This is a genomic window from Pseudonocardia sp. Ae331_Ps2 (genome assembly GCF_001932405.1).
Classification (GTDB): domain Bacteria; phylum Actinomycetota; class Actinomycetes; order Mycobacteriales; family Pseudonocardiaceae; genus Pseudonocardia.
The window spans coordinates 259,762-277,177 of the sequence record NZ_MCIM01000001.1; the positions used below are offsets into that span (position 1 = coordinate 259,762).

Annotated in this window: 14 protein-coding genes and 1 pseudogene; 7 read left to right on the forward strand and 8 right to left on the reverse strand. The window is 74.8% G+C overall.

Annotated features, from left to right (window positions below):
• Window positions 1-19: 19 nt before the first annotated feature.
• Window positions 20-1,180 (reverse strand): PIN domain-containing protein, encoded by a 1,161-nt coding sequence (locus Ae331Ps2_RS01280; protein WP_020624143.1) that lies wholly within the window; start codon window positions 1,178-1,180, stop codon window positions 20-22.
• Between the two features lie 54 nt (window positions 1,181-1,234).
• On the opposite strand from Ae331Ps2_RS01280, the gene Ae331Ps2_RS01285 reads away from it, so the two are divergent.
• Together Ae331Ps2_RS01285 and Ae331Ps2_RS01290 are read left to right on the forward strand one after the other, a co-directional pair.
• Entirely contained in the window at window positions 1,235-1,807 is a 573-nt protein-coding gene (locus Ae331Ps2_RS01285; RefSeq protein WP_043278606.1) for a maleylpyruvate isomerase N-terminal domain-containing protein, read from the forward strand.
• A 213-nt stretch (window positions 1,808-2,020) separates the two neighbouring features.
• Entirely contained in the window at window positions 2,021-3,145 is a 1,125-nt protein-coding gene (locus tag Ae331Ps2_RS01290) for an alpha/beta hydrolase family protein (protein ID WP_075329678.1), read from the forward strand.
• Window positions 3,146-3,152: 7 nt separating this feature from the next.
• Here Ae331Ps2_RS01290 and modA read toward each other — a convergent pair whose 3' ends face one another.
• Complete coding sequence (gene modA / locus Ae331Ps2_RS01295; RefSeq protein ID WP_075313024.1) at window positions 3,153-3,950, reverse strand: molybdate ABC transporter substrate-binding protein; 798 nt, start codon at window positions 3,948-3,950, stop codon at window positions 3,153-3,155.
• Window positions 3,951-4,302: 352 nt separating this feature from the next.
• Between modA and Ae331Ps2_RS01300 the strand changes: the two genes are divergently transcribed.
• The gene (locus Ae331Ps2_RS01300; protein ID WP_075311272.1) at window positions 4,303-5,454 is read left to right on the forward strand and encodes a hypothetical protein; all 1,152 of its coding nucleotides are present in this window, start codon (window positions 4,303-4,305) and stop codon (window positions 5,452-5,454) included.
• A 28-nt stretch (window positions 5,455-5,482) separates the two neighbouring features.
• On the opposite strand, the gene Ae331Ps2_RS34105 is transcribed toward Ae331Ps2_RS01300, so the two are convergent.
• The 3 genes from Ae331Ps2_RS34105 to Ae331Ps2_RS01315 form a co-directional block, all read right to left on the reverse strand.
• Window positions 5,483-6,739, reverse strand: a complete 1,257-nt coding sequence (locus Ae331Ps2_RS34105; protein ID WP_075311271.1) for a regulatory protein RecX — start codon at window positions 6,737-6,739, stop codon at window positions 5,483-5,485.
• Between the two features lie 2 nt (window positions 6,740-6,741).
• Complete coding sequence (gene recA / locus Ae331Ps2_RS01310; protein ID WP_020624149.1) at window positions 6,742-7,794, reverse strand: recombinase RecA; 1,053 nt, start codon at window positions 7,792-7,794, stop codon at window positions 6,742-6,744.
• Window positions 7,795-8,053: 259 nt separating this feature from the next.
• Window positions 8,054-8,248: a DUF3046 domain-containing protein gene (locus tag Ae331Ps2_RS01315; protein WP_043278601.1), complete on the reverse strand. Its 195-nt coding sequence runs from the start codon at window positions 8,246-8,248 to the stop codon at window positions 8,054-8,056.
• Between the two features lie 77 nt (window positions 8,249-8,325).
• Here Ae331Ps2_RS01315 and Ae331Ps2_RS31765 point away from each other — a divergent pair, with 77 nt between their 5' ends.
• On the forward strand, window positions 8,326-8,487 hold the full coding sequence (locus tag Ae331Ps2_RS31765) for a hypothetical protein (RefSeq protein WP_020624151.1): 162 nt from the start codon (window positions 8,326-8,328) through the stop codon (window positions 8,485-8,487).
• 9 nt (window positions 8,488-8,496) lie between these two features.
• On the opposite strand, the gene Ae331Ps2_RS31770 is transcribed toward Ae331Ps2_RS31765, so the two are convergent.
• The gene (locus Ae331Ps2_RS31770) at window positions 8,497-8,664 is read right to left on the reverse strand and encodes a hypothetical protein (protein ID WP_158071465.1); all 168 of its coding nucleotides are present in this window, start codon (window positions 8,662-8,664) and stop codon (window positions 8,497-8,499) included.
• Between the two features lie 169 nt (window positions 8,665-8,833).
• On the opposite strand from Ae331Ps2_RS31770, the gene Ae331Ps2_RS01320 reads away from it, so the two are divergent.
• Together Ae331Ps2_RS01320 and Ae331Ps2_RS01325 are read left to right on the forward strand one after the other, a co-directional pair.
• Window positions 8,834-9,355 (forward strand): hypothetical protein, encoded by a 522-nt coding sequence (locus Ae331Ps2_RS01320; protein ID WP_075311270.1) that lies wholly within the window; start codon window positions 8,834-8,836, stop codon window positions 9,353-9,355.
• Between the two features lie 74 nt (window positions 9,356-9,429).
• A complete protein-coding gene (locus Ae331Ps2_RS01325) occupies window positions 9,430-14,547 on the forward strand; it encodes an ATP-dependent helicase (RefSeq protein ID WP_369804867.1) in 5,118 nt (1,705 codons plus the stop codon).
• A 23-nt stretch (window positions 14,548-14,570) separates the two neighbouring features.
• Here the strand turns inward: Ae331Ps2_RS01325 and Ae331Ps2_RS01335 are convergent, their stop codons facing one another.
• Window positions 14,571-15,362 carry a carbon-nitrogen hydrolase family protein gene (locus tag Ae331Ps2_RS01335; RefSeq protein WP_075311266.1) on the reverse strand — a complete coding sequence of 264 codons (792 nt, stop codon included), beginning with the start codon at window positions 15,360-15,362 and terminating at the stop codon, window positions 14,571-14,573.
• 36 nt (window positions 15,363-15,398) lie between these two features.
• On the opposite strand from Ae331Ps2_RS01335, the gene Ae331Ps2_RS01340 reads away from it, so the two are divergent.
• On the forward strand, window positions 15,399-16,040 hold the full coding sequence (locus Ae331Ps2_RS01340; RefSeq protein WP_020622813.1) for a GntR family transcriptional regulator: 642 nt from the start codon (window positions 15,399-15,401) through the stop codon (window positions 16,038-16,040).
• Here the strand turns inward: Ae331Ps2_RS01340 and Ae331Ps2_RS01345 are convergent.
• A pseudogene (locus tag Ae331Ps2_RS01345) lies at window positions 16,030-17,357 on the reverse strand (MFS transporter). The gene Ae331Ps2_RS01340 and the pseudogene Ae331Ps2_RS01345 overlap by 11 nt on opposite strands.
• Window positions 17,358-17,416 lie beyond the last annotated feature (59 nt).

A 17,416-nucleotide genomic window follows, 5' to 3' on the forward strand; every position in this document is an offset into this window, starting at 1 on the left:
GGGGCACCGTCGTGTGTGGTCAGGACGTCGGGCGCAGCACGTAGTCGCCGGTGTCGTCGCTCCACTCCATCTCGATGAGATCCCGGGCGCGGGCCGCCTTCGCGAAGGACAGGAAGCTGCCGAAGCCGTAGCGCTTCTCGGAGAAGTCCGGCACCCGCTTCCGGAGCTGGTTCTTCAGCCCGGACAGCTGCGGCGGGTCCCCGGCCGCGGCGATCTCCCGCACCACGTCGACGAGCAGCGCGAACGCGTCGTGGTCGGCGTCCGGGTCGTCGGGCAGCGCCACCTCGGGGTCGCCCTGCGCCGCACCGGTGGTCAGCGTGACCGCGCCGCGGTCCTGCAGGTGGCGCAGCAGCTCGCCGAAGCCGCGGAACCCGTGGTCGGACTCGTCGAAGGTCGGGTCCTTGCGCAGGATCGCGCGCTTGAGCCGGGACGCCAGGACCGGACCGTCGGCCTGGCGGGTCAGCCCGCCGAGGGTGCTGACGACGAGGCCCGCGAGGTCGCGCTCCTCGGCCCCGGTGGTGGCGGTGTCGTCGCTGCCGTCGGAGAAGGTGACGTCGAACGGGTCCGGCGGGACGACCGGGACCGGTTCCGGCTCCGGGGTCGCGACCGGGGCGGGCGTCGGGACCGGTCCCGCGGCCGGAGCCGGTGCGGGGCGGGGGCTCCCCCGGCGACGACGCGGCGGCGCGGGCGCCTGGGTCGGCTCGACACCGGGGAGCCGGTCGTAGAACAGGAACTCGTCGCAGGCGGGCGGCAGCAGCGCCGAGGTCGAGGACTGCACGCCGATCCCGATGACGCGCTTGTCCAGCTCACGCAGCTTGTGCATGAGCGGGGTGAAGTCGGAGTCGCCGGTGCCGATGGCGAAGGTGGTGATGAACCCCCGCTCGTAGGCGAGCTCTATCGCGTCGACGGCGAGCTTGATGTCCGCCGCGTTCTTGCGGGAGCCGCCGATCCGCTGCGGGATCTCGATGAGCTCGACCTGGGCGCGGGCCATCAGGCGGCGGTCCTCGTCGAAGGAGGACCAGTCGGCGTAGGCGCGGCGGACGACGACCCGCCCGCGCTCGGCGAGCGCGTCGGCCACCGGGCCGAAGTCGAACGGCACGACCCCGAGCCCGTCGCGGGCGCCGATCGCGAGGTTCTCGTAGTCGAGCAGCAGTGCGATGCGTTCGTCCTCGTGGGCCACCGCGGAATCCTAATGCGCTGGCCCGGGCGGCCGCCCGCAGGGCACGCTGCACCGATGCGCGCGGAGGACGTCGAGGACGCGGTGGCGGTCCTGGTCCGGGCCCTGGAGCCGGTGCCCGACGACGGCTGGTCCGCCCCGGCCGGACCGCTGGAGTGGTCGTGCCGGGACACCGCGGTGCACGTCGCGGACGACCTGTTCGGCTACGCGGCCCAGGTGGCGCTCGCCCCCTCCGACCGCTACCCGCCGTTCGAGATCGTGGTGCCCGAGGGCGTCGGCACCGCCGGGCTGCTGCAGGTCGTCGCGACGGGCGGGGCGATGCTCGCCGCGGCCGTCCGGACCGCGCCGCCGGGGGTGCGCGGCTGGCACCCGTTCGGCGACGCGGACGCGGCCGGGTTCGCGGCGATGGGCGTCGTCGAGGTCCTGGTGCACACCCACGACATCACCCGCACGACCGCCCCGGGGTGGACGCTGCCCCCGGAGCCGTGCCGGGACGTGCTCGCCCGGCTGTGGCCCGGCGTCGACGCGGGCGACGACCCGGCCGGGGCGCTGCTCCACCACACCGGCCGGGCGTCGTGGCGCGGTGTGCCCGCCCCCGTCCGGTGGCGCTGGCACGGCGCGCCGCGCTGAGGGCGGTCGGTTCCCGCCCGGCCCCTCACCGGCTGCTCTGCCCACCGGCCGGCCTCTCACCGGCTGCCCTGTGATCGTCGACGCCACGTCCGCGGCGACCGGACCGGCATCACCCGTCGGGACGGTGAACTCAGCGGATCCTCACCGGGTTCTCACCCGGGCCTCACGGCGGCACGGGATGATCTCGCGGGCACGACACGAGGAGAACCGTCCATGGACGCCGGCACCACCGGGATCGACGCGGTCCCGATCACCACGTGGCCGTTCGTGACGGGGTTCGTCCTCGCCGGAGTGGTGGTCCTCGTGCTGGTCGTCCTGGGGGTGCGGCGGGCCGGGCGGTCCCGGCACCGGTCGCTGCGGATCCTCGCCCGGCTGGGCGCGACGGGCGTCGTCGCGGTGGTGCTGCTGGCGAACACCCTGGTCGGGGTGAACGCCGCGCTGGACTACCTCCGGACCGTCGGTGACGTGGCCGGGACCGGACCGGCCGAGGGGATCGGGGTCGCGCAGCTGCTGCTGAGCCGGAAGGTCCCGGCGACCGGTCAGGTCGTGGAGGTCCCCATCCCGGGGACGGCGTCGCACTTCGCGGCCCGGCCCGCGGTCGTGTGGGTGCCGCCCGCCTGGTACCAGCGACCCCGGCCGCAGCTGCCGGTGATCGTGCTGCTGCACGGGACCCCCGGACGTCCGGTGGACTGGGTGGACTCCGGGGGCGCCGCCGACGTCGCCGATGCCTGGGCCGCCCAGCACCACGGGGTCGCGCCGATCCTGGTGATGCCCGACGTCAACGGCACCTACACCGCGGACTCCGAGTGCGTCGACTCCCCGACCGCGAAGGTCGAGACCTACCTGACCCGCGACGTGCCGCGGGTGGTGAGCAGGCTGTTCGGGACCCGGCCACCGGGACCGGCGTGGGCGGTCGCGGGACTGTCCGAGGGCGGCAGCTGCGCGGTGATGCTGGCACTGCGCCACCCCACGGTCTTCGCCACGTTCGGCGACTACGCCGGGCTGCTCGGCCCTCGGGTCGGGGATTCCAACGGCGGGGTCCCGGACACCGTCGCCGAGCTGTTCGGCGGGTCGCAGGCCGCGTTCGCCGCGCACGACCCGGCGACGCTGCTGGCCGCGAACCGCGCCCCCGGGATCGCCGGCTGGTTCGAGGCGGGCGACGCCGACACCGACCCGGCCGCCGCCGCACGCACCCTGTCGGCGGTGGCGACCCGGGCCGGTGTGGAGAACCGGCTGGTGATCGTGCCCGGGGGTGGGCACGACTTCGACCTGTTCTCCCAGGCGCTGGCGGACTCCTACCCCTGGCTCGTGGGACGGGTGTCGGTCCCCGCGCCCTGACCCGGGGTCACGGGGCGCCGAAGCCGGCCGCCCCGAGGACCTGACGGCCCTCGTCGCCGTTCACGAACTGCACCCACTTCTGCGCCAGCTCGGCGTTCCTCGTGTTCTTCAGGACGACGATCGGGTACTCGTTGACCGCCTGCGACGCCTGCGGGATGTCGACCCCCTGCGCCTGCCCGCCGGACGCGGTGACGTCGGTCCGGTAGACGAGCCCGGCGTCGGCGTTGCCGGTGGTGACCTTCTGCAGCACCGACTTGACGTCCTGCTCCTCGGAGACCGGCCTGATGTCCACGCCGGCGGCCTGCTCGACCTTCTCCGTCGCCGAGCCGCACGGCACCTGCGGGGCGCAGACCACCGTCCGCAGGTCCGGCTTCGTCAGGTCCTGCAGCGACGCGATCCGCTTCGGGTTCTGCGGCGCGACCGCGATCTGCAGGGTGTTGGTGGCGAAGACCTCGGGCTGCCCCTGGGCGTTGCCCGCGTCGGTCACCTTGGTCATGTTGTTCTGGTCGGCCGAGGCGAACACGTCGGCCGGGGCGCCCTGGTTGATCTGCTGGGCCAGGGCCGAGGACCCGGCGAAGTTGAACACCACGTCGGTGCCGGGGTTGGCGGCCTCGAACTTCTTCTCCAGGTCACCGAAGGTGCCGGTCAGCGACGCCGCGGCGAACACCGTCAGCGTGCCGCCCTGCGCCTGCCCGCTCGGCTGGGCGGCGGTCCCGCCGTCACCGTCTCCCCCGCCGCAGCCCGCCACTGCGAACAGCGCCGTCACCGCCAGCGCGGCCCCGGCCACTCGTCCTCGGATCCTCACGAACACCCTCCCGGGATCGACACCTCGCGCCGTTCATGGATCACGAACTGCGGCTCGGCGGGCATCTTATGCACGCAATCGCCCACTGCACACCACCGATCGGCACGCAGGGCCGGTTCTCCGCGCCGTGGCCCGGTCGCCGACTCTCAGTGATCGCTCAGCGTTCTCTGGGGTTGCTCTGCGCAACGACCGGAAGGCTCCACCGCGGCGGCGGATCATGCCGCCACGACGCAGGAGGACGACGGCGCATGGTGCTGGAGACGCTGGTCCCGCCGGGGGCCGTGGCCCCGGGTACGACGGCGGGGGCCACCGGCGGGCGGGACGGGGCCACCCCGGATCCGGCGGTGCGGCGATGAGCGCGGTCGAGACCACCGTCGAGATCGCTCCGGCGTCGGGGCCCTCGCGGCGACGCCGGCGTCGGCGCCGGGCGGGCGCGGCCCTGGCGGTGCTCGTGGTGCTGCTCGGCGGCGCGGGGGCCGGGATCGGCGCGGTGACCCTGGCCGCGCCCCCCGGGACCGGTCCGATCGAGGCGACCGCCGAGTGGGCCCGCGACCACGGGCTGAACTGGCTGGTGACCGGTCTGGAAAAGCTCCAGTACGCCGCGGACGCGCCGTCCGAGGGCGGTACCCCGGCCGGTGGGATCCCGCGGGCTCCGGGTGCGCTGCCCGACCCGGCGACGACACCGCCGCTCGCCCCGGTCGCGGCCGGTGCTCCGCTGCCCGGGGAGGGCGTGTGGCAGACCGTGGTCGCCGACCACGGGCGGCCCGCGGTGCAGGTGACCACCCTGCGGGTCGACGACACCCACACCTCCTACCTCGCCGGGGTGCTGCGGATGGATCCCGCGCTGGTGCGGGGCACCCTGCATCCGGGCGTCGGCGAGCCGGCCGGGCACTGGCGTGCGTCGACGTCGCTGGCCGGACGGGCCGGTGACGGGGTGGCGGTGGCGTTCAACGGCGGGTTCAAGCTGTCCGACCCCAGTCACAACGGCTACTACGCCGAGGGCCGTACGGTCGCGCCGCTGCTGCCCGGCAAGGCCAGCCTGGTCCTGCACACCGACGGCCGGGCCGACGTCGGGGCCTGGGGTACCGAGGTCGGGATGGGACCGGACGTCGCGAGCGTGCGGCAGAACCTGCTCCCGCTCGTCGACGACGGCGCGGTGAACCCGACGTGCGCCACGGGCGGCACCGCGGAGTGGGGCAGCACGATCGGACAGAACGCGTTCGTCCACCGTTCCGGGTTCGGCGTGACCGCCGACGGCACCGAGGTCTACGTCGCCGGGCCGGCCCTGTCGGTGTGCACGCTGGGCAGGCTGCTCGCCGACGCGGGGGTGGTCCGCGGCATGGAGCTGGACATCAACCCGGCCTGGGTCAGCGGGACCTACTTCCACGACCGGCCCGGGCACGCCCCGCAGGGGTTCTCGCTGTTCCCGGCCGAGCAGGTGCCGCCGACCCACTACCTCACGCCGACGATGCGCGACTGGTTCGCCTGGTACCTGCGGTCGTGACCGGCCGGCGGGTCCCGCCGGGGACGGGTCAGTCCTCGGGCGGGGCCTCACCCAGCTCGTCGGCGTCCGCACCGGCGGCGGCGATCTCCTCCTTGACCACCCCGTAGGCGACCCCGGGGCCGTAGCCCTTGCGCGCGAGCATGCCGACCAGCTTGCGGGCACTGGACTGCCGCTCCTCGCGGCTCCCGACGGGCAGGCTCCGCAACCGCCGCACGACGAGCTCACGGGCCCGGTCACGTTCGGAGGCGTCGTCGATGCCGGTGAGTGCCTCGTCGGCGATCTCGCGGTCGACGCCCTTGCGGTGCAGCTCCATCGCGATCGCCCGCTTGCCGAGGCCGCGGTGACGGTGCCGGGACCGGACCCACTGTTCGGCGAAGGCCTGGTCGTCGACGAGGCCGACCTCGTCGAACCGCTCGAGGACGCGGTGCGCGACCTCGTCGGGGATCTCCTTGCGGCGCAGCGCGTCGCCGAGTTCCTTGACCGTGCGGGCGCGGTCGGTGAGCAGGCGCAGGCAGATGTCGCGGGCGCGGCTCTCCTGCTCCTGCGGTGTCTCGACGCGCGGGGTGCGCTCCTCGCTCCGGCGGCTCCCCCGGCCACGACCCTCGCCGCGACGACGGCCACGGGAGGCGGCGCCCGTCTTCTCGGTGCCCGTCGCTTCGGTGCCCGGCCCAGCAGGTCCGGTGCTCCGGGACAGGTCGGCCGCGGCGTGCGGAGTGGTCGTGGCCGCCGCGGTACCCGCACCGGTCACGGCCGCTGCGGTGGTCGGGCGCCGGCGGGGGGTCGCACGGTCGCGGCGGGCTCCGCCGCGGTGTGTGCCCCGTCCCGAGAGCTCCTCGAACGAGACCACGCGGGGCGCGCCGGATCCGTCGCCACCACCGTCCGTGCCGCTGCCCGCAGCGGGGCCGGGGGCGGGGTCGTCGAAGGTCAGCCTGCGGACCGGGGCGGGCTCCGCCACCCCGTCCGTCGCAGCGTCGGCCGCCGGATCCGTCGGCCGGGCCGCCGACGGGTCGGTGATCGTCGGGGGGGACCCGTCGGTGCCGCTGAGCGTCGCGAAGGAGACCTGGTGCGGACTCGTGTCCCACCCGGGGACGGACGAGGGCTCCGCAGCGGGCTCCCCCGGCTCGTCGCCGGTCGGATCGACGGTCCGGATCGCAGGCGGATCCGGTGCGTCGGCACCCGACGGGGTCACGCCGAACAGGTCGTCGAGCGGGACGGTGCGGGGCCCGGTCGGCTCCGCACCGTCCCGTCCGGACGTGCCTCCGGACCCGTCGTGGTCGCCGGTCACGCTCAGAAGTCGACCGGGGCCGGGAGGGGCTCGACCGGGCTGGTCTCCTCGGCGTCGACGACCGCGCCGATCCCCAGCTTCTCCTTGATGCGCTTCTCGACCTCGGCGGCGACGTCCGGGTTCTCCTTGAGGAACTTGCGGGCGTTCTCCTTGCCCTGCCCCATCTGGTCGCCCTCGTAGGTGTACCAGGCGCCGGACTTGCGGATGATCCCCTGCTCGACGCCCACGTCGATCAGCGAACCCTCCTTGGAGATGCCGACGCCGTAGAGCACGTCGAACTCCGCCTGCTTGAACGGCGGGGCCACCTTGTTCTTCACGACCTTGACCCGGGTCCGGCTGCCGACCATGTCGGTTCCGTCCTTCAGCGTCTCGATGCGGCGGATGTCCATGCGGACCGACGCGTAGAACTTCAGCGCCTTACCACCGGTCGTGGTCTCCGGGGACCCGAACATCACGCCGATCTTCTCGCGCAGCTGGTTGATGAAGATCGCCGTGGTGCCGGAGTTGCTGAGGGCACCGGTGATCTTCCGCAGCGCCTGGCTCATCAGCCGGGCCTGCAGACCGACGTGGCTGTCACCCATCTCGCCCTCGATCTCGGCACGCGGCACGAGCGCGGCCACCGAGTCGATGACGATGATGTCGAGCGCGCCGGAGCGGATCAGCATGTCCGCGATCTCCAGCGCCTGCTCACCGGTGTCCGGCTGGGAGACCAGCAGGTCGTCGGTGTCGACACCGAGCGCCTTGGCGTACTCCGGGTCGAGCGCGTGCTCGGCGTCGATGAACGCGGCGACACCGCCCGCGGCCTGCGCGCTCGCCACGCAGTGCAGCGCGACCGTGGTCTTACCGCTGGACTCCGGGCCGTAGATCTCGACGACCCGGCCGCGCGGGATGCCCCCGACGCCGAGCGCGACGTCGAGCGCGATGGAGCCCGTGGAGATGGCACTGATCGGGACGCGGGCCTGGTCGCCCAGGCGCATCACCGATCCCTTGCCGTGGTTCTTCTCGATCTGGGCGAGGGCGAGTTCGAGCGCCTTGCCGCGGTCCGGAGCGGACATCTCTTGACTCCTCGCTGGTGGTCGACGGTCGGGTCCTGCTGGTGTCTTTCGGGGAGGCACACCACAACGGTATGGGGTACCCCTGACAGTTTCGGGCCCGGATCGGCGCCTGTGGACAACTCGTCCGACACCACGCCGCAGGACCGGTACCGCAAGCCCTGCCGGAACCGTAGACGAACACGCGTTCGATCCGACACCGCGACACGCCGACCGGGCGCCCACGGGAGCCGAGCGGTCAGCACGACCGCCCGGAACGCCGCTACCGCCGTGCGGGTGGGACCTCGTAGGCCGCGCACACCGCGCGCCAGATCCGGCGCAGGTCGACGCCGGCCTCGATCGCCTGCTCGACGGTCCGGCCGCCGAGCTCGGAGAAGACGTGGTCGCGGGACAGCGACGCCGCCCGCACCGGCCCGAACTCGCCCTCCATCAGTTCCCGGAAGTGGCTCAGTCGCACGTCCGCGAGGGTAGACGGGTCACCCGTTCCGTGCGGCGTCCGCCCGATGACGCCCCGGAGCAGGTAGCCTGGGTGATATGTCCGAACTGCTCGCCACCGTCCCGGTCGACGTCGCCGACGAGGTCCTCGCGACGACCGGCATCGGCTCGCCACTGGCGTGGCAGATCGTGTCCCTGCTCGCGCTGCTGTCCGCACTGGTCGTGCTGGTGCGCTGGTGGCTCCACCAGCGCCGTCGCTGAGGGTCTCGCTCAGCCGGCCGCCGGGCGTCCCGCACCGGCCGAACGCACCGCCACCAGCAGGAACGGCACCGTCACCACGACCGCCACCGCGCCGAGCAGCGCGTAGGACGACACCGTCACGAGCACCCCGGCCACGATTCCGGCGGCGGCACCGGCCAGGTTCATCGCCACGTCCACCGAGCACCTGCACCATCGCGAGAACCGTCAGCAGCCGGGGCTGCGCGGGGTTCTGGGGCGGGGAGACGGCGTCGGGTGCGGCGGTCACGGACGGATGCTGCCGTGCGACGGCCGCCGTGCGCCAGGGCGTTACGCTCCGGCCCGGCCACACGAGCGGAGGACGGTGGACATGGCGGGGACGACCCCGAACGCACGCAGGTCGGCGGGCGCGGACGACGCGGAGCTGCGGAACGCCTACCGCATGGTGTCCGACGTGCTGGCCGGGGCGGTCCGCGAGACGCTCGCCGCGCCGGGGCCCGATCCGGCCCGGTTCGCCGTGCGCCGGCTGACCGCGGTCGACCGGGACGTGCCGCCGGACACCACGCCGCCCGGCTGGTCGCTGGCCTTCCTGGTGCTGGCCGACTGGTACGACGCCGCCCGCGCCGCGCTGGTCGACCACGACGACCGCTCCGAGCGGGCACTGGCCTGGATCGGGCAGAACCTGGGCCCGCGCTACGCGGCCCGGGCGCGCTACACCATCGCCCCGCTCGTCGACCCGGCCGACGCCCGCGAGACCTCGCACTACGTCGACGCCCTGGGCGTGGACTTCCTGGCGTCGATGGTCTGGACGGTCGCGGCGGTCGTCGCGGAGTTCCCGGCCGAGGACGCCGCGGAGGTCTGGCCCCGTACCAGGGCCGACGCCGCCCGCTGACCTCGCAGGTCACGCCCGGTCCGACGGGAGCTCGGCGGGTGCTCGGCGGGTGACTGTCGGACCCCACCCGCATGATGGTCGGCGTGACCGCACTCGAGGGCTTCTCCCCCGCCACCCGCCAGTGGTTCGAGGGGGCCTTCGCCGCGCCCACCGCGGCCCAGGAGGGCGCCTGGTCCGCGGCACAGGCCGGGCGCAACGCCCTCGTCGTCGCGCCGACCGGGTCCGGCAAGACCCTGGCCGCGTTCCTCTGGGCGCTCGACCGGCTCGCGGCGACGCCACCGCCCGCCGAACGCAAGCACCGCTGCCGGGTCCTCTACGTCTCCCCGCTCAAGGCCCTCGCCGTCGACGTGCAGCGCAACCTCCGCTCGCCGCTGACCGGCATCCGCCAGGCCGCGCAGCGGCTCGACGAGCCGGTGCCGGACATCACCGTCGGGATGCGCACCGGCGACACCCCGGCCGACGAGCGGCGCCAGTTCCAGCGCACCCCGCCGGACGTGCTGGTGACCACTCCGGAGTCGCTGTTCCTCCTGCTCACCTCGGCCGCGCGGGAGTCGCTGCGCGGGGTGACGACCGTGATCCTCGACGAGGTGCACGCCGTCGCCGGCACGAAGCGGGGGGCGCACCTGGCGGTGTCGCTGGAACGGCTCGAGGAGATCACCGAGGCCACCCCGCAGCGGATCGGGCTCTCGGCGACCGTGCGCCCGGTCGACGAGGTCTCGACGTTCCTGTCCGGTACGCGCCCGGTCGAGGTCGTGCAGCCCACGATCCCCAAGACGATCCGGGTCGAGGTCCAGGTCCCGGTGCCCGACCTGGCCGCGCTCGACGAGCGGCCCGCGCCGGGCAGCACCGACGAGGAGGTCGTCGGGTCCGCCGCGGGCACCGCACGCAGGCCCTCGATCTGGCCCGCCGTCGAGGAGCGGCTGCTCGGCCTGGTGCGCGAGCACCGGTCGACGATCGTGTTCTCCAACTCCCGCCGGCTCGCCGAGCGGCTGACCTCCCGGCTCAACGAGCTCGCCGCCGAGCAGGAGGCGGCCGCACTGGAGGAGACCGCACTGGAGGAGGCCGCCGACCTCGACACCGCGCCGGGCGCGTTCCCTGCCGAGGCGGTCGGGCAGTCCGGGGTGGGCGGCGGGGTCGCACCGACGGTCGCCAAGGCCCACCACGGCTCGATGTCGCGCGACCAGCGGACCCTGGTCGAGGAGGAGCTGAAGTCCGGCGTGCTGCCGTGCGTCGTTGCGACGTCCAGCCTGGAGCTGGGCATCGACATGGGCGCGGTCGACCTGGTCGTGCAGGTCGAGGCACCGCCGTCGGTCGCGTCCGGGCTGCAGCGGGTCGGGCGCGCCGGGCACCAGGTGGGCGCGGTGTCCGAGGGTGTCGTGTTCCCGAAGTACCGCGGGGACCTCGTGTCCTGCGCCGTCGTCGCCGAACGGATGACGACCGGGTCGATCGAGTCCACCCGCTATCCCCGGAACCCGCTCGACGTCCTGGCCCAGCAGATCGTCGCGATGGTCGCGATGGAGCCGTGGCAGCTGTCCGACCTGGCCGCGACGATCCGTCGGGCGGCCCCGTTCGCAGCACTGCCGGACTCCGCGCTGCACTCGGTGCTCGACATGCTGGCCGGGCGCTACCCGTCCGAGGAGTTCGGCGAGCTGCGCGCCCGCATCACCTGGGACCGGGTCACCGACGAGCTGCGCGGGCGCCCGGGCGCGCAGCGCCTGGCCGTCACCTCCGGCGGCACCATCCCCGACCGCGGCCTGTTCACCGTGATGACCCCGGGCGGCGCGGACGGCGCCGGGTCGCGGGTCGGTGAGCTCGACGAGGAGATGGTCTACGAGTCCCGCGTCGGGGACACGTTCCTGCTGGGGACCTCGTCGTGGCGGGTCGAGGACATCACCCACGACCGCGTGATCGTCACCCCGGCGCCGGGGGTGCCCGCCCGGATGCCGTTCTGGAAGGGCGAGTCGATCGGGCGGCCGCTGGAGCTGGGCCGGGCGGTCGGCGCGTTCGTGCGCGAGATGTCCGGGCTGGCCGACGCCGAGGCCCGCGAGCGCGCCACCGCGGCCGGGCTCGACGCGTGGGCCTGCGACAACCTGCTGTCCTATCTGCGCGAGCAGCGTGAGGCGACCCGGCACGTGCCGAGCGACCGCACGATCCTGGTGGAGCGGTTCCGCGACGAGCTGGGCGACTGGCGTCTCGTCGTGCACTCGCCGTTCGGTGCTCAGGTCAACGGGCCGTGGGCACTGGCGATCGCGGCCCGGATGCGGGAGCGACGCGGGGTCGAGGTGAGCGCGTCGGGCGCGGACGACGGGATCGTGCTGCGCCTGCCGGACGCGGTCGACGACAACGGCACCGAGGTCGTCCCGAACGCGGAGGACGTGCTGCTGGAACCGGGCGAGATCGAGCAGATCGTCGTCGCGGAGCTGGGGAACTCGGCGCTCTACGCCTCCCGGTTCCGGGAGTGCGCCGCGCGGGCGCTGCTGCTGCCCCGCCGCGACCCGCGCCGCCGCAGCCCGCTGTGGCAGCAGCGCCAGCGCTCGGCACAGTTGCTGGGCGTGGCGGGCAAGTTCGAGCAGTTCCCGATCACCCTGGAGGCGATGCGGGAGTGCGTGCAGGACGTCTACGACCTGCCCGGGCTCCGCGAGCTGATGGGCGACGTCGCCGCGCGCCGGGTCAAGGTCGTCGAGGTCGAGTCCGCGCAGCCGTCGCCGTTCGCGCGCAGCCTGCTGTTCGGCTACGTCGGGATGTTCCTCTACGAGGCCGACGCGCCGCTGGCCGAGCGGCGCGCGGCCGCCCTGTCGCTGGACTCGACACTGCTGGCGGAGCTGCTCGGCTCCGAGGCGATCCGGGAGCTGCTCGACCCGGAGATGCTGGCCGAGATCGAGGGGCAGCTGCAGCGCACCGACCCGGAGCGGCACGCCCGTGACGTGGAGGGTGCCGCGGACCTGCTCCGCTTCGTCGGTGACCTGTCCGAGGCCGACGCGCGGGCCCGCGGCGTCGACCCGGCGTGGCTGGAGCAGCTGGAGCGCGACCGCCGGGCGCTGCGGGTGCGGATCGCCGGTGAGGAGCGCTTCATCGCGATCGAGGACGCCGGGCGCATCCGGGACGCGCTGGGCACGGCGCTGCCGGTCGGGGTGCCGGAGGCCTTCACCGAGCCGGTGCCCGACCCGCTCGGGGACCTCGTGCTGCGCTGGGCACGTACGCACGGACCGTTCACCGCCGCCGAGCTCGCCCGTCGCTTCGGACTGGGAGTGGCCGTGGTCGCCGGGGTGCTGGAACGGCTCACCGGCACCGGGCGGCTGATGAAGGGCGAGCTGCGGCCGCAGGCCTCGGTGCCCGCCGGGTCCGGCGGTGAGCCGGAGTACTGCGACGCCGAGGTGCTGCGCCGGCTGCGGCGCGCGTCGCTTGCGAAGCTGCGCCACGAGGTCGAGCCCGTCGAGCAGCGGGCGCTGGGGCGGTTCCTGCCGCAGTGGCAGGGCGTGCAGGTGCGGTCGGGCTCCGAGCGGCGCGGCCGGGTGCGCCGTGCACCGGGCGCGGAGGACGTGCTCGGTGTGGTCGAGCAGCTCGCCGGGGCGCCGCTGCCGGCGAGCGCGGTCGAGTCGCTGGTGCTGCCCGCCCGGCTGCCGGGCTACACCCCCGCGCTGCTCGACGAGCTGACCGCCGCCGGTGAGGTGACCTGGGTCGGGTGCGGCGCGCTGTCCGGGCAGGACGGCTGGCTCGCGCTGGCCCCGGCCGACGTGGCGGACCTGCTGCTGCCCGCCCCGGACCTCGACACCGCGGGCACCCCGCTGCACACCGCGGTGCTGGCCGCGCTCGGGCTGACCGACCCGGCCGCGCTGACCGACCCGGGGGCGGCGCCCGATTCCGGGGGCGGTGCGTTGTTCTTCCGCGAGCTCGCGACCCGGGCCGGGGTCCTGCTGACCGAGCAGGGCGAGCCGGCCCCCTCCGACGACGACGTCGTCGCCGCCGTCTGGGACCTGGTCTGGGCGGGTGCGCTCACCAACGACACGCTCGGCCCGCTGCGGGCCCGGCTGTCCGGGGGCGGCTCACGACGGGGCGCCTCCGGGCGGCAGGGCGGGGCGCATCGCACGGCGCGGCGACCGGCCCGCGGACGCTACGCACAGCTGCGTGCGGGGCGGCCGTCGATGCCCAGCCGGACCGGGCCGCCGTCGGTCGGCGGGCGCTGGTCGGTGGCGGTGCCGCGCGAGCCCGACCCGACCCGCCGTGCGCACGCTGCGGCGGAGGCGTTCCTGGAGCGTCACGGCGTGCTGACCCGGGGCGCGCTGGGCACCGAGCGGGTCACGGGCGGGTTCGCCGCGGTCTACAAGGTGCTCCGGGCGATGGAGGAGTCCGGCCGGTGCCGACGCGGCTACATCGTCGAGGGGCTGGGCGCGGCGCAGTTCGCGGTACCGGGTGCGATCGACCGGGTCCGGGCCCTCGCCGGCACCTTCGACGCCCCCTCCACCTCCCCGCAGACCGGCCCGCGCCGCCTCGGCGCCGGTCCCGGGGCGGTCATCGCCGACCCCGCCGACCGTCCCGGCCCGTCCGTCCCCGACCCCGACGACCTCTCGGAGCCCGGCGGCCACGCCCCGCACGACGGCCATCCGGATCCCACCGGGTCCGCCGGTGACGCCGGGGACGGGGACCCGCTGCCTGGCGACCTCGTCGGTGACGCGTCCGGCTCCCCCGGGACCGACGACCCGTACGCAGGGGTGCCCGACGACCTGCGCGGCGGCCTGGGCGGGCTCGGCGGCGCGGGTCGCCACGCCGAGTTCGACGGGGGCGCCGGCCGCCGCCCGCAGGCGCCGCGGGAGGCGTGGCGCGACCTGTCCCGGGTGGTGCTCGCCGCCACCGACCCCGCCCAGCCCTACGGCGCCGCCCTGCCGTGGCCGGACACGACCGGCGAGACCCGGCACCGCCCCGGTCGCAAGGCAGGCGCCCTGGTCACCCTCGTCGACGGGGCGCCAGCGCTCTACGTCGAACGCGGCGGGAAGTCGCTGCTGTCGTTCACCGAGGACCGTGACGAGCTGCGCGCCGGGGCCGAGTCGCTCGCCGGGGCGGTGCACGAGGGCTGGCTGGGATCGCTCGCCGTCGAGCGCGCCGACGGACAGGACTCGCTGGCCTCGGCGCTGTCGGAGGTGCTCACCGAGGCCGGGTTCCGGGTGACGCCGAAGGGGCTGCGGCTGCGGGCCTGACCGGCGACACCGCGCACCCCGGGTCAGTACCGCCGGTTGGCCAGGACCGGGATCGCCCGGCGGGCCGCGGTGACCGCGTCGAGGTCCAGGTCCACCACCAGGGTCCCCGGTGCGGCGTCCAGCGCCGCGACGACCGAGCCGGTCGGGCCGGCGACCGTGCTCGCCCCGATCCCGGTCGGGGCGCCACCGGGGACCGGGCGCCCCGCCGCCTCCGGGTCCGCCTGGTCGCAGGCAGCCACGAAGGCCGTCGTGTCGAGGGCCCTGGCGCGCACCAGCAGCTCCCACTGCTCCCGCTTGCCCGGCCCCGCGCCCCAGGACGCGGGCACGAGGACGACCTGCGCACCGGCGTCGCCGAGGGTCTGGAACAGGCCCGCGAACCGCAGGTCGTAGCAGGTCGCGAGGCCGACCGTCACCCCGTCGACGGTGACCGTGACCGGCCGGTCCCCCGGGGCGACCGTGTCGGACTCGGCGAACCCGAACGCGTCGAACAGGTGGATCTTGTCGTAGTGCTCCTCGACGCCCGGGCCGGTGACGAGCAGGGTGTTGCGGACGCGGCCGTCGTCGGCGGGGGTGAACATCCCGGCGACCACGGTGACCCCCGCACCGGCGGCGATCTCGCGGACGCGGGACGCCCAGGGGCCGTCGAGGGGCTCGGCGACCGGGCCGAGCGGCACGCCGAAGCGGCACTGGGTGGCCTCGGGGAACACGACCAGCCGCGCGCCCCGGGCGGCCGCACCGGCGACGCCGTCGGCGACCAGGGTGAGGTTCTCCGCCGGGTCGGTGGTGGCGGCGATCTGGACGAGGGCGATCCGCATGGCGTCTCCTGGGGTGGTTCGGTGTATACGTGTCGTATGCCGACGTCACGGGAGTCCGGTCGCGACCGCGCGTTGCACTACCTGCGCGAGACCGTCCTGGTGGACCCGCGGGTGCAGGGCACGTTCCTCAACGAGAACGAGCTCGCCGGCCGGATCGGGGTGTCGCGAACCCCGGTCCGTGAGGCGTTGCTGCTGCTCGTGGCCGACGGCCTGGTCGAGATGCTGCCCGGTCGCGGCGCCTACGTGCCGCCGCTGACCGGCCGGCAGATCTCCGAGCTGATGGAGCTGCGCGGGGTCCTGGAGAAGCACGCGGCGCGCGCGGCGATGGGCGCCGACGGTGTGCCGTTCGAGGCGATGAACGCTGCCCTGGACCGGCAGCGCGAGCTCGCCGGTGCCGGCGGGGACCCGGCCGAGTTCATCGAGCTCGACATGGTCTTCCACCAGGCGCTCGTCGACGCCACCGGGAACGCGCTGCTCTCGCGGACCTACGCCGGGCTGCGGGTGCGCCAGCGCCGGGTGGGCGTGACCGCGCTGTTCCGGACCGAGGACCGGCGGCAGGCGGTCTGTGCCGAGCACGACCGGATCGTCGCGGCGCTGGCCGGCGACGACCCGGACGCGGCGGCGGAGGCGATCGACGAGCACCTGCAGCTCACCCTGCGCGTGCTGCTCAGGGCGTGAGGGCGAGGTAGGCCTCGTCCTCGTCGTGGTCCGGGTCGCGACCGATGACCAGCCCGACGACGGTCAGCGCGCAGGCGATGGCCAGGTAGGCCGCGCGACCGGCACCCAGTTCCCCGACCCGCCGGACAGCGCGGTGAACGCCAGCGGCGCGACGGCGCCCCCGACCACGCCGGCGATGGTGTAGGCCAGCGAGCTGCCGGTGTAGCGCAGCCGCGGTGAGAACTGCTCGGTGACGAACGCGGCCTGCGGCCCGTACATGAACGAGTGCAGGCCGAGCCCGACCACGATGCCGACGACGAGCAGCGCGAACGAGCCGCCCGCGATCATCGGGAAGAAGACGAACGGCCACACCGCTCCCCCGACCGCGGCGACGCCGTAGACCAGGCGCCGGTTGAACCGGTCGGTGAGCGCCCCGGCCAGCGGGATCGCGGGCAGCTGCAGCGCCGAGCCGATCAGGATCGCGCCGAGCACCTCCGACCGGGAGAATCCGAGGTGGGTGGTGGCGAAGGTCAGCACGAAGACGGTGAACAGGGCGTAGCTGACGTCCGGACCGATCCGGCTGAGGATCCCGGCGAGCAGCGGGCGGCGTTCGGCGGTGAACACCTCGCGCACCGGCGCCGACGGCCGGTCACCGGACTCGGCGATCGCGCGGAAGACCGGGGTGTCCTCCAGCTTGAGCCGGATCCACAGCCCGAACGCCACCAGCACCGCCGACAGCAGGAACGCCAGCCGCCAGCCCCAGTCCAGGAACTGCTGGTCGGTCAGCAGCAGGGTGAGCAGGGCCAGGACGCCGTTGGACAGCAGGTTCCCCGCGGGCGGCCCGACCTGGGCGGCCGAGGCCCAGAACCCGCGCCGGCGCGGCTCGCCGAACTCGCTGGAGAGCAGGACCGCGCCGCCCCACTCCCCGCCGACGCCGACGCCCTGGGCGAAGCGCAGCAGCACCAGCAGGATCGGTGCCGCGACGCCGATCGTGCCGTAGGTCGGCAGCAGCCCGATGAGGAACGTCGCGACGCCGATCAGCACGAGCGTGATGACCAGGACCTGCTTGCGGCCGATGACGTCGCCGAGCCTGCCGAACACGACACCGCCGAGCGGGCGCGAGACGTAGCCGACGGCGTAGGTGGAGAACGCGAGCAGCAGACCGGTCACCGGGTCCGCGGCCGGGAAGAACAGCACCGGGAACACCAGCGCGGCCGCCGCGGAGTAGACGGCGAAGTCGTACCACTCGAGCGAGGTGCCGGTGAGGCTCGCGACGAAGGCCTTGCGCAGGTCACGGCGGTCGACCGGTGGTGACGAGGAGGCGGAGGGCGAGGTCATCGCGGGCTCCCGGGGTCGGGGCGGTGGGGTGGACGAGGCTCATACTTGCTGTATACACA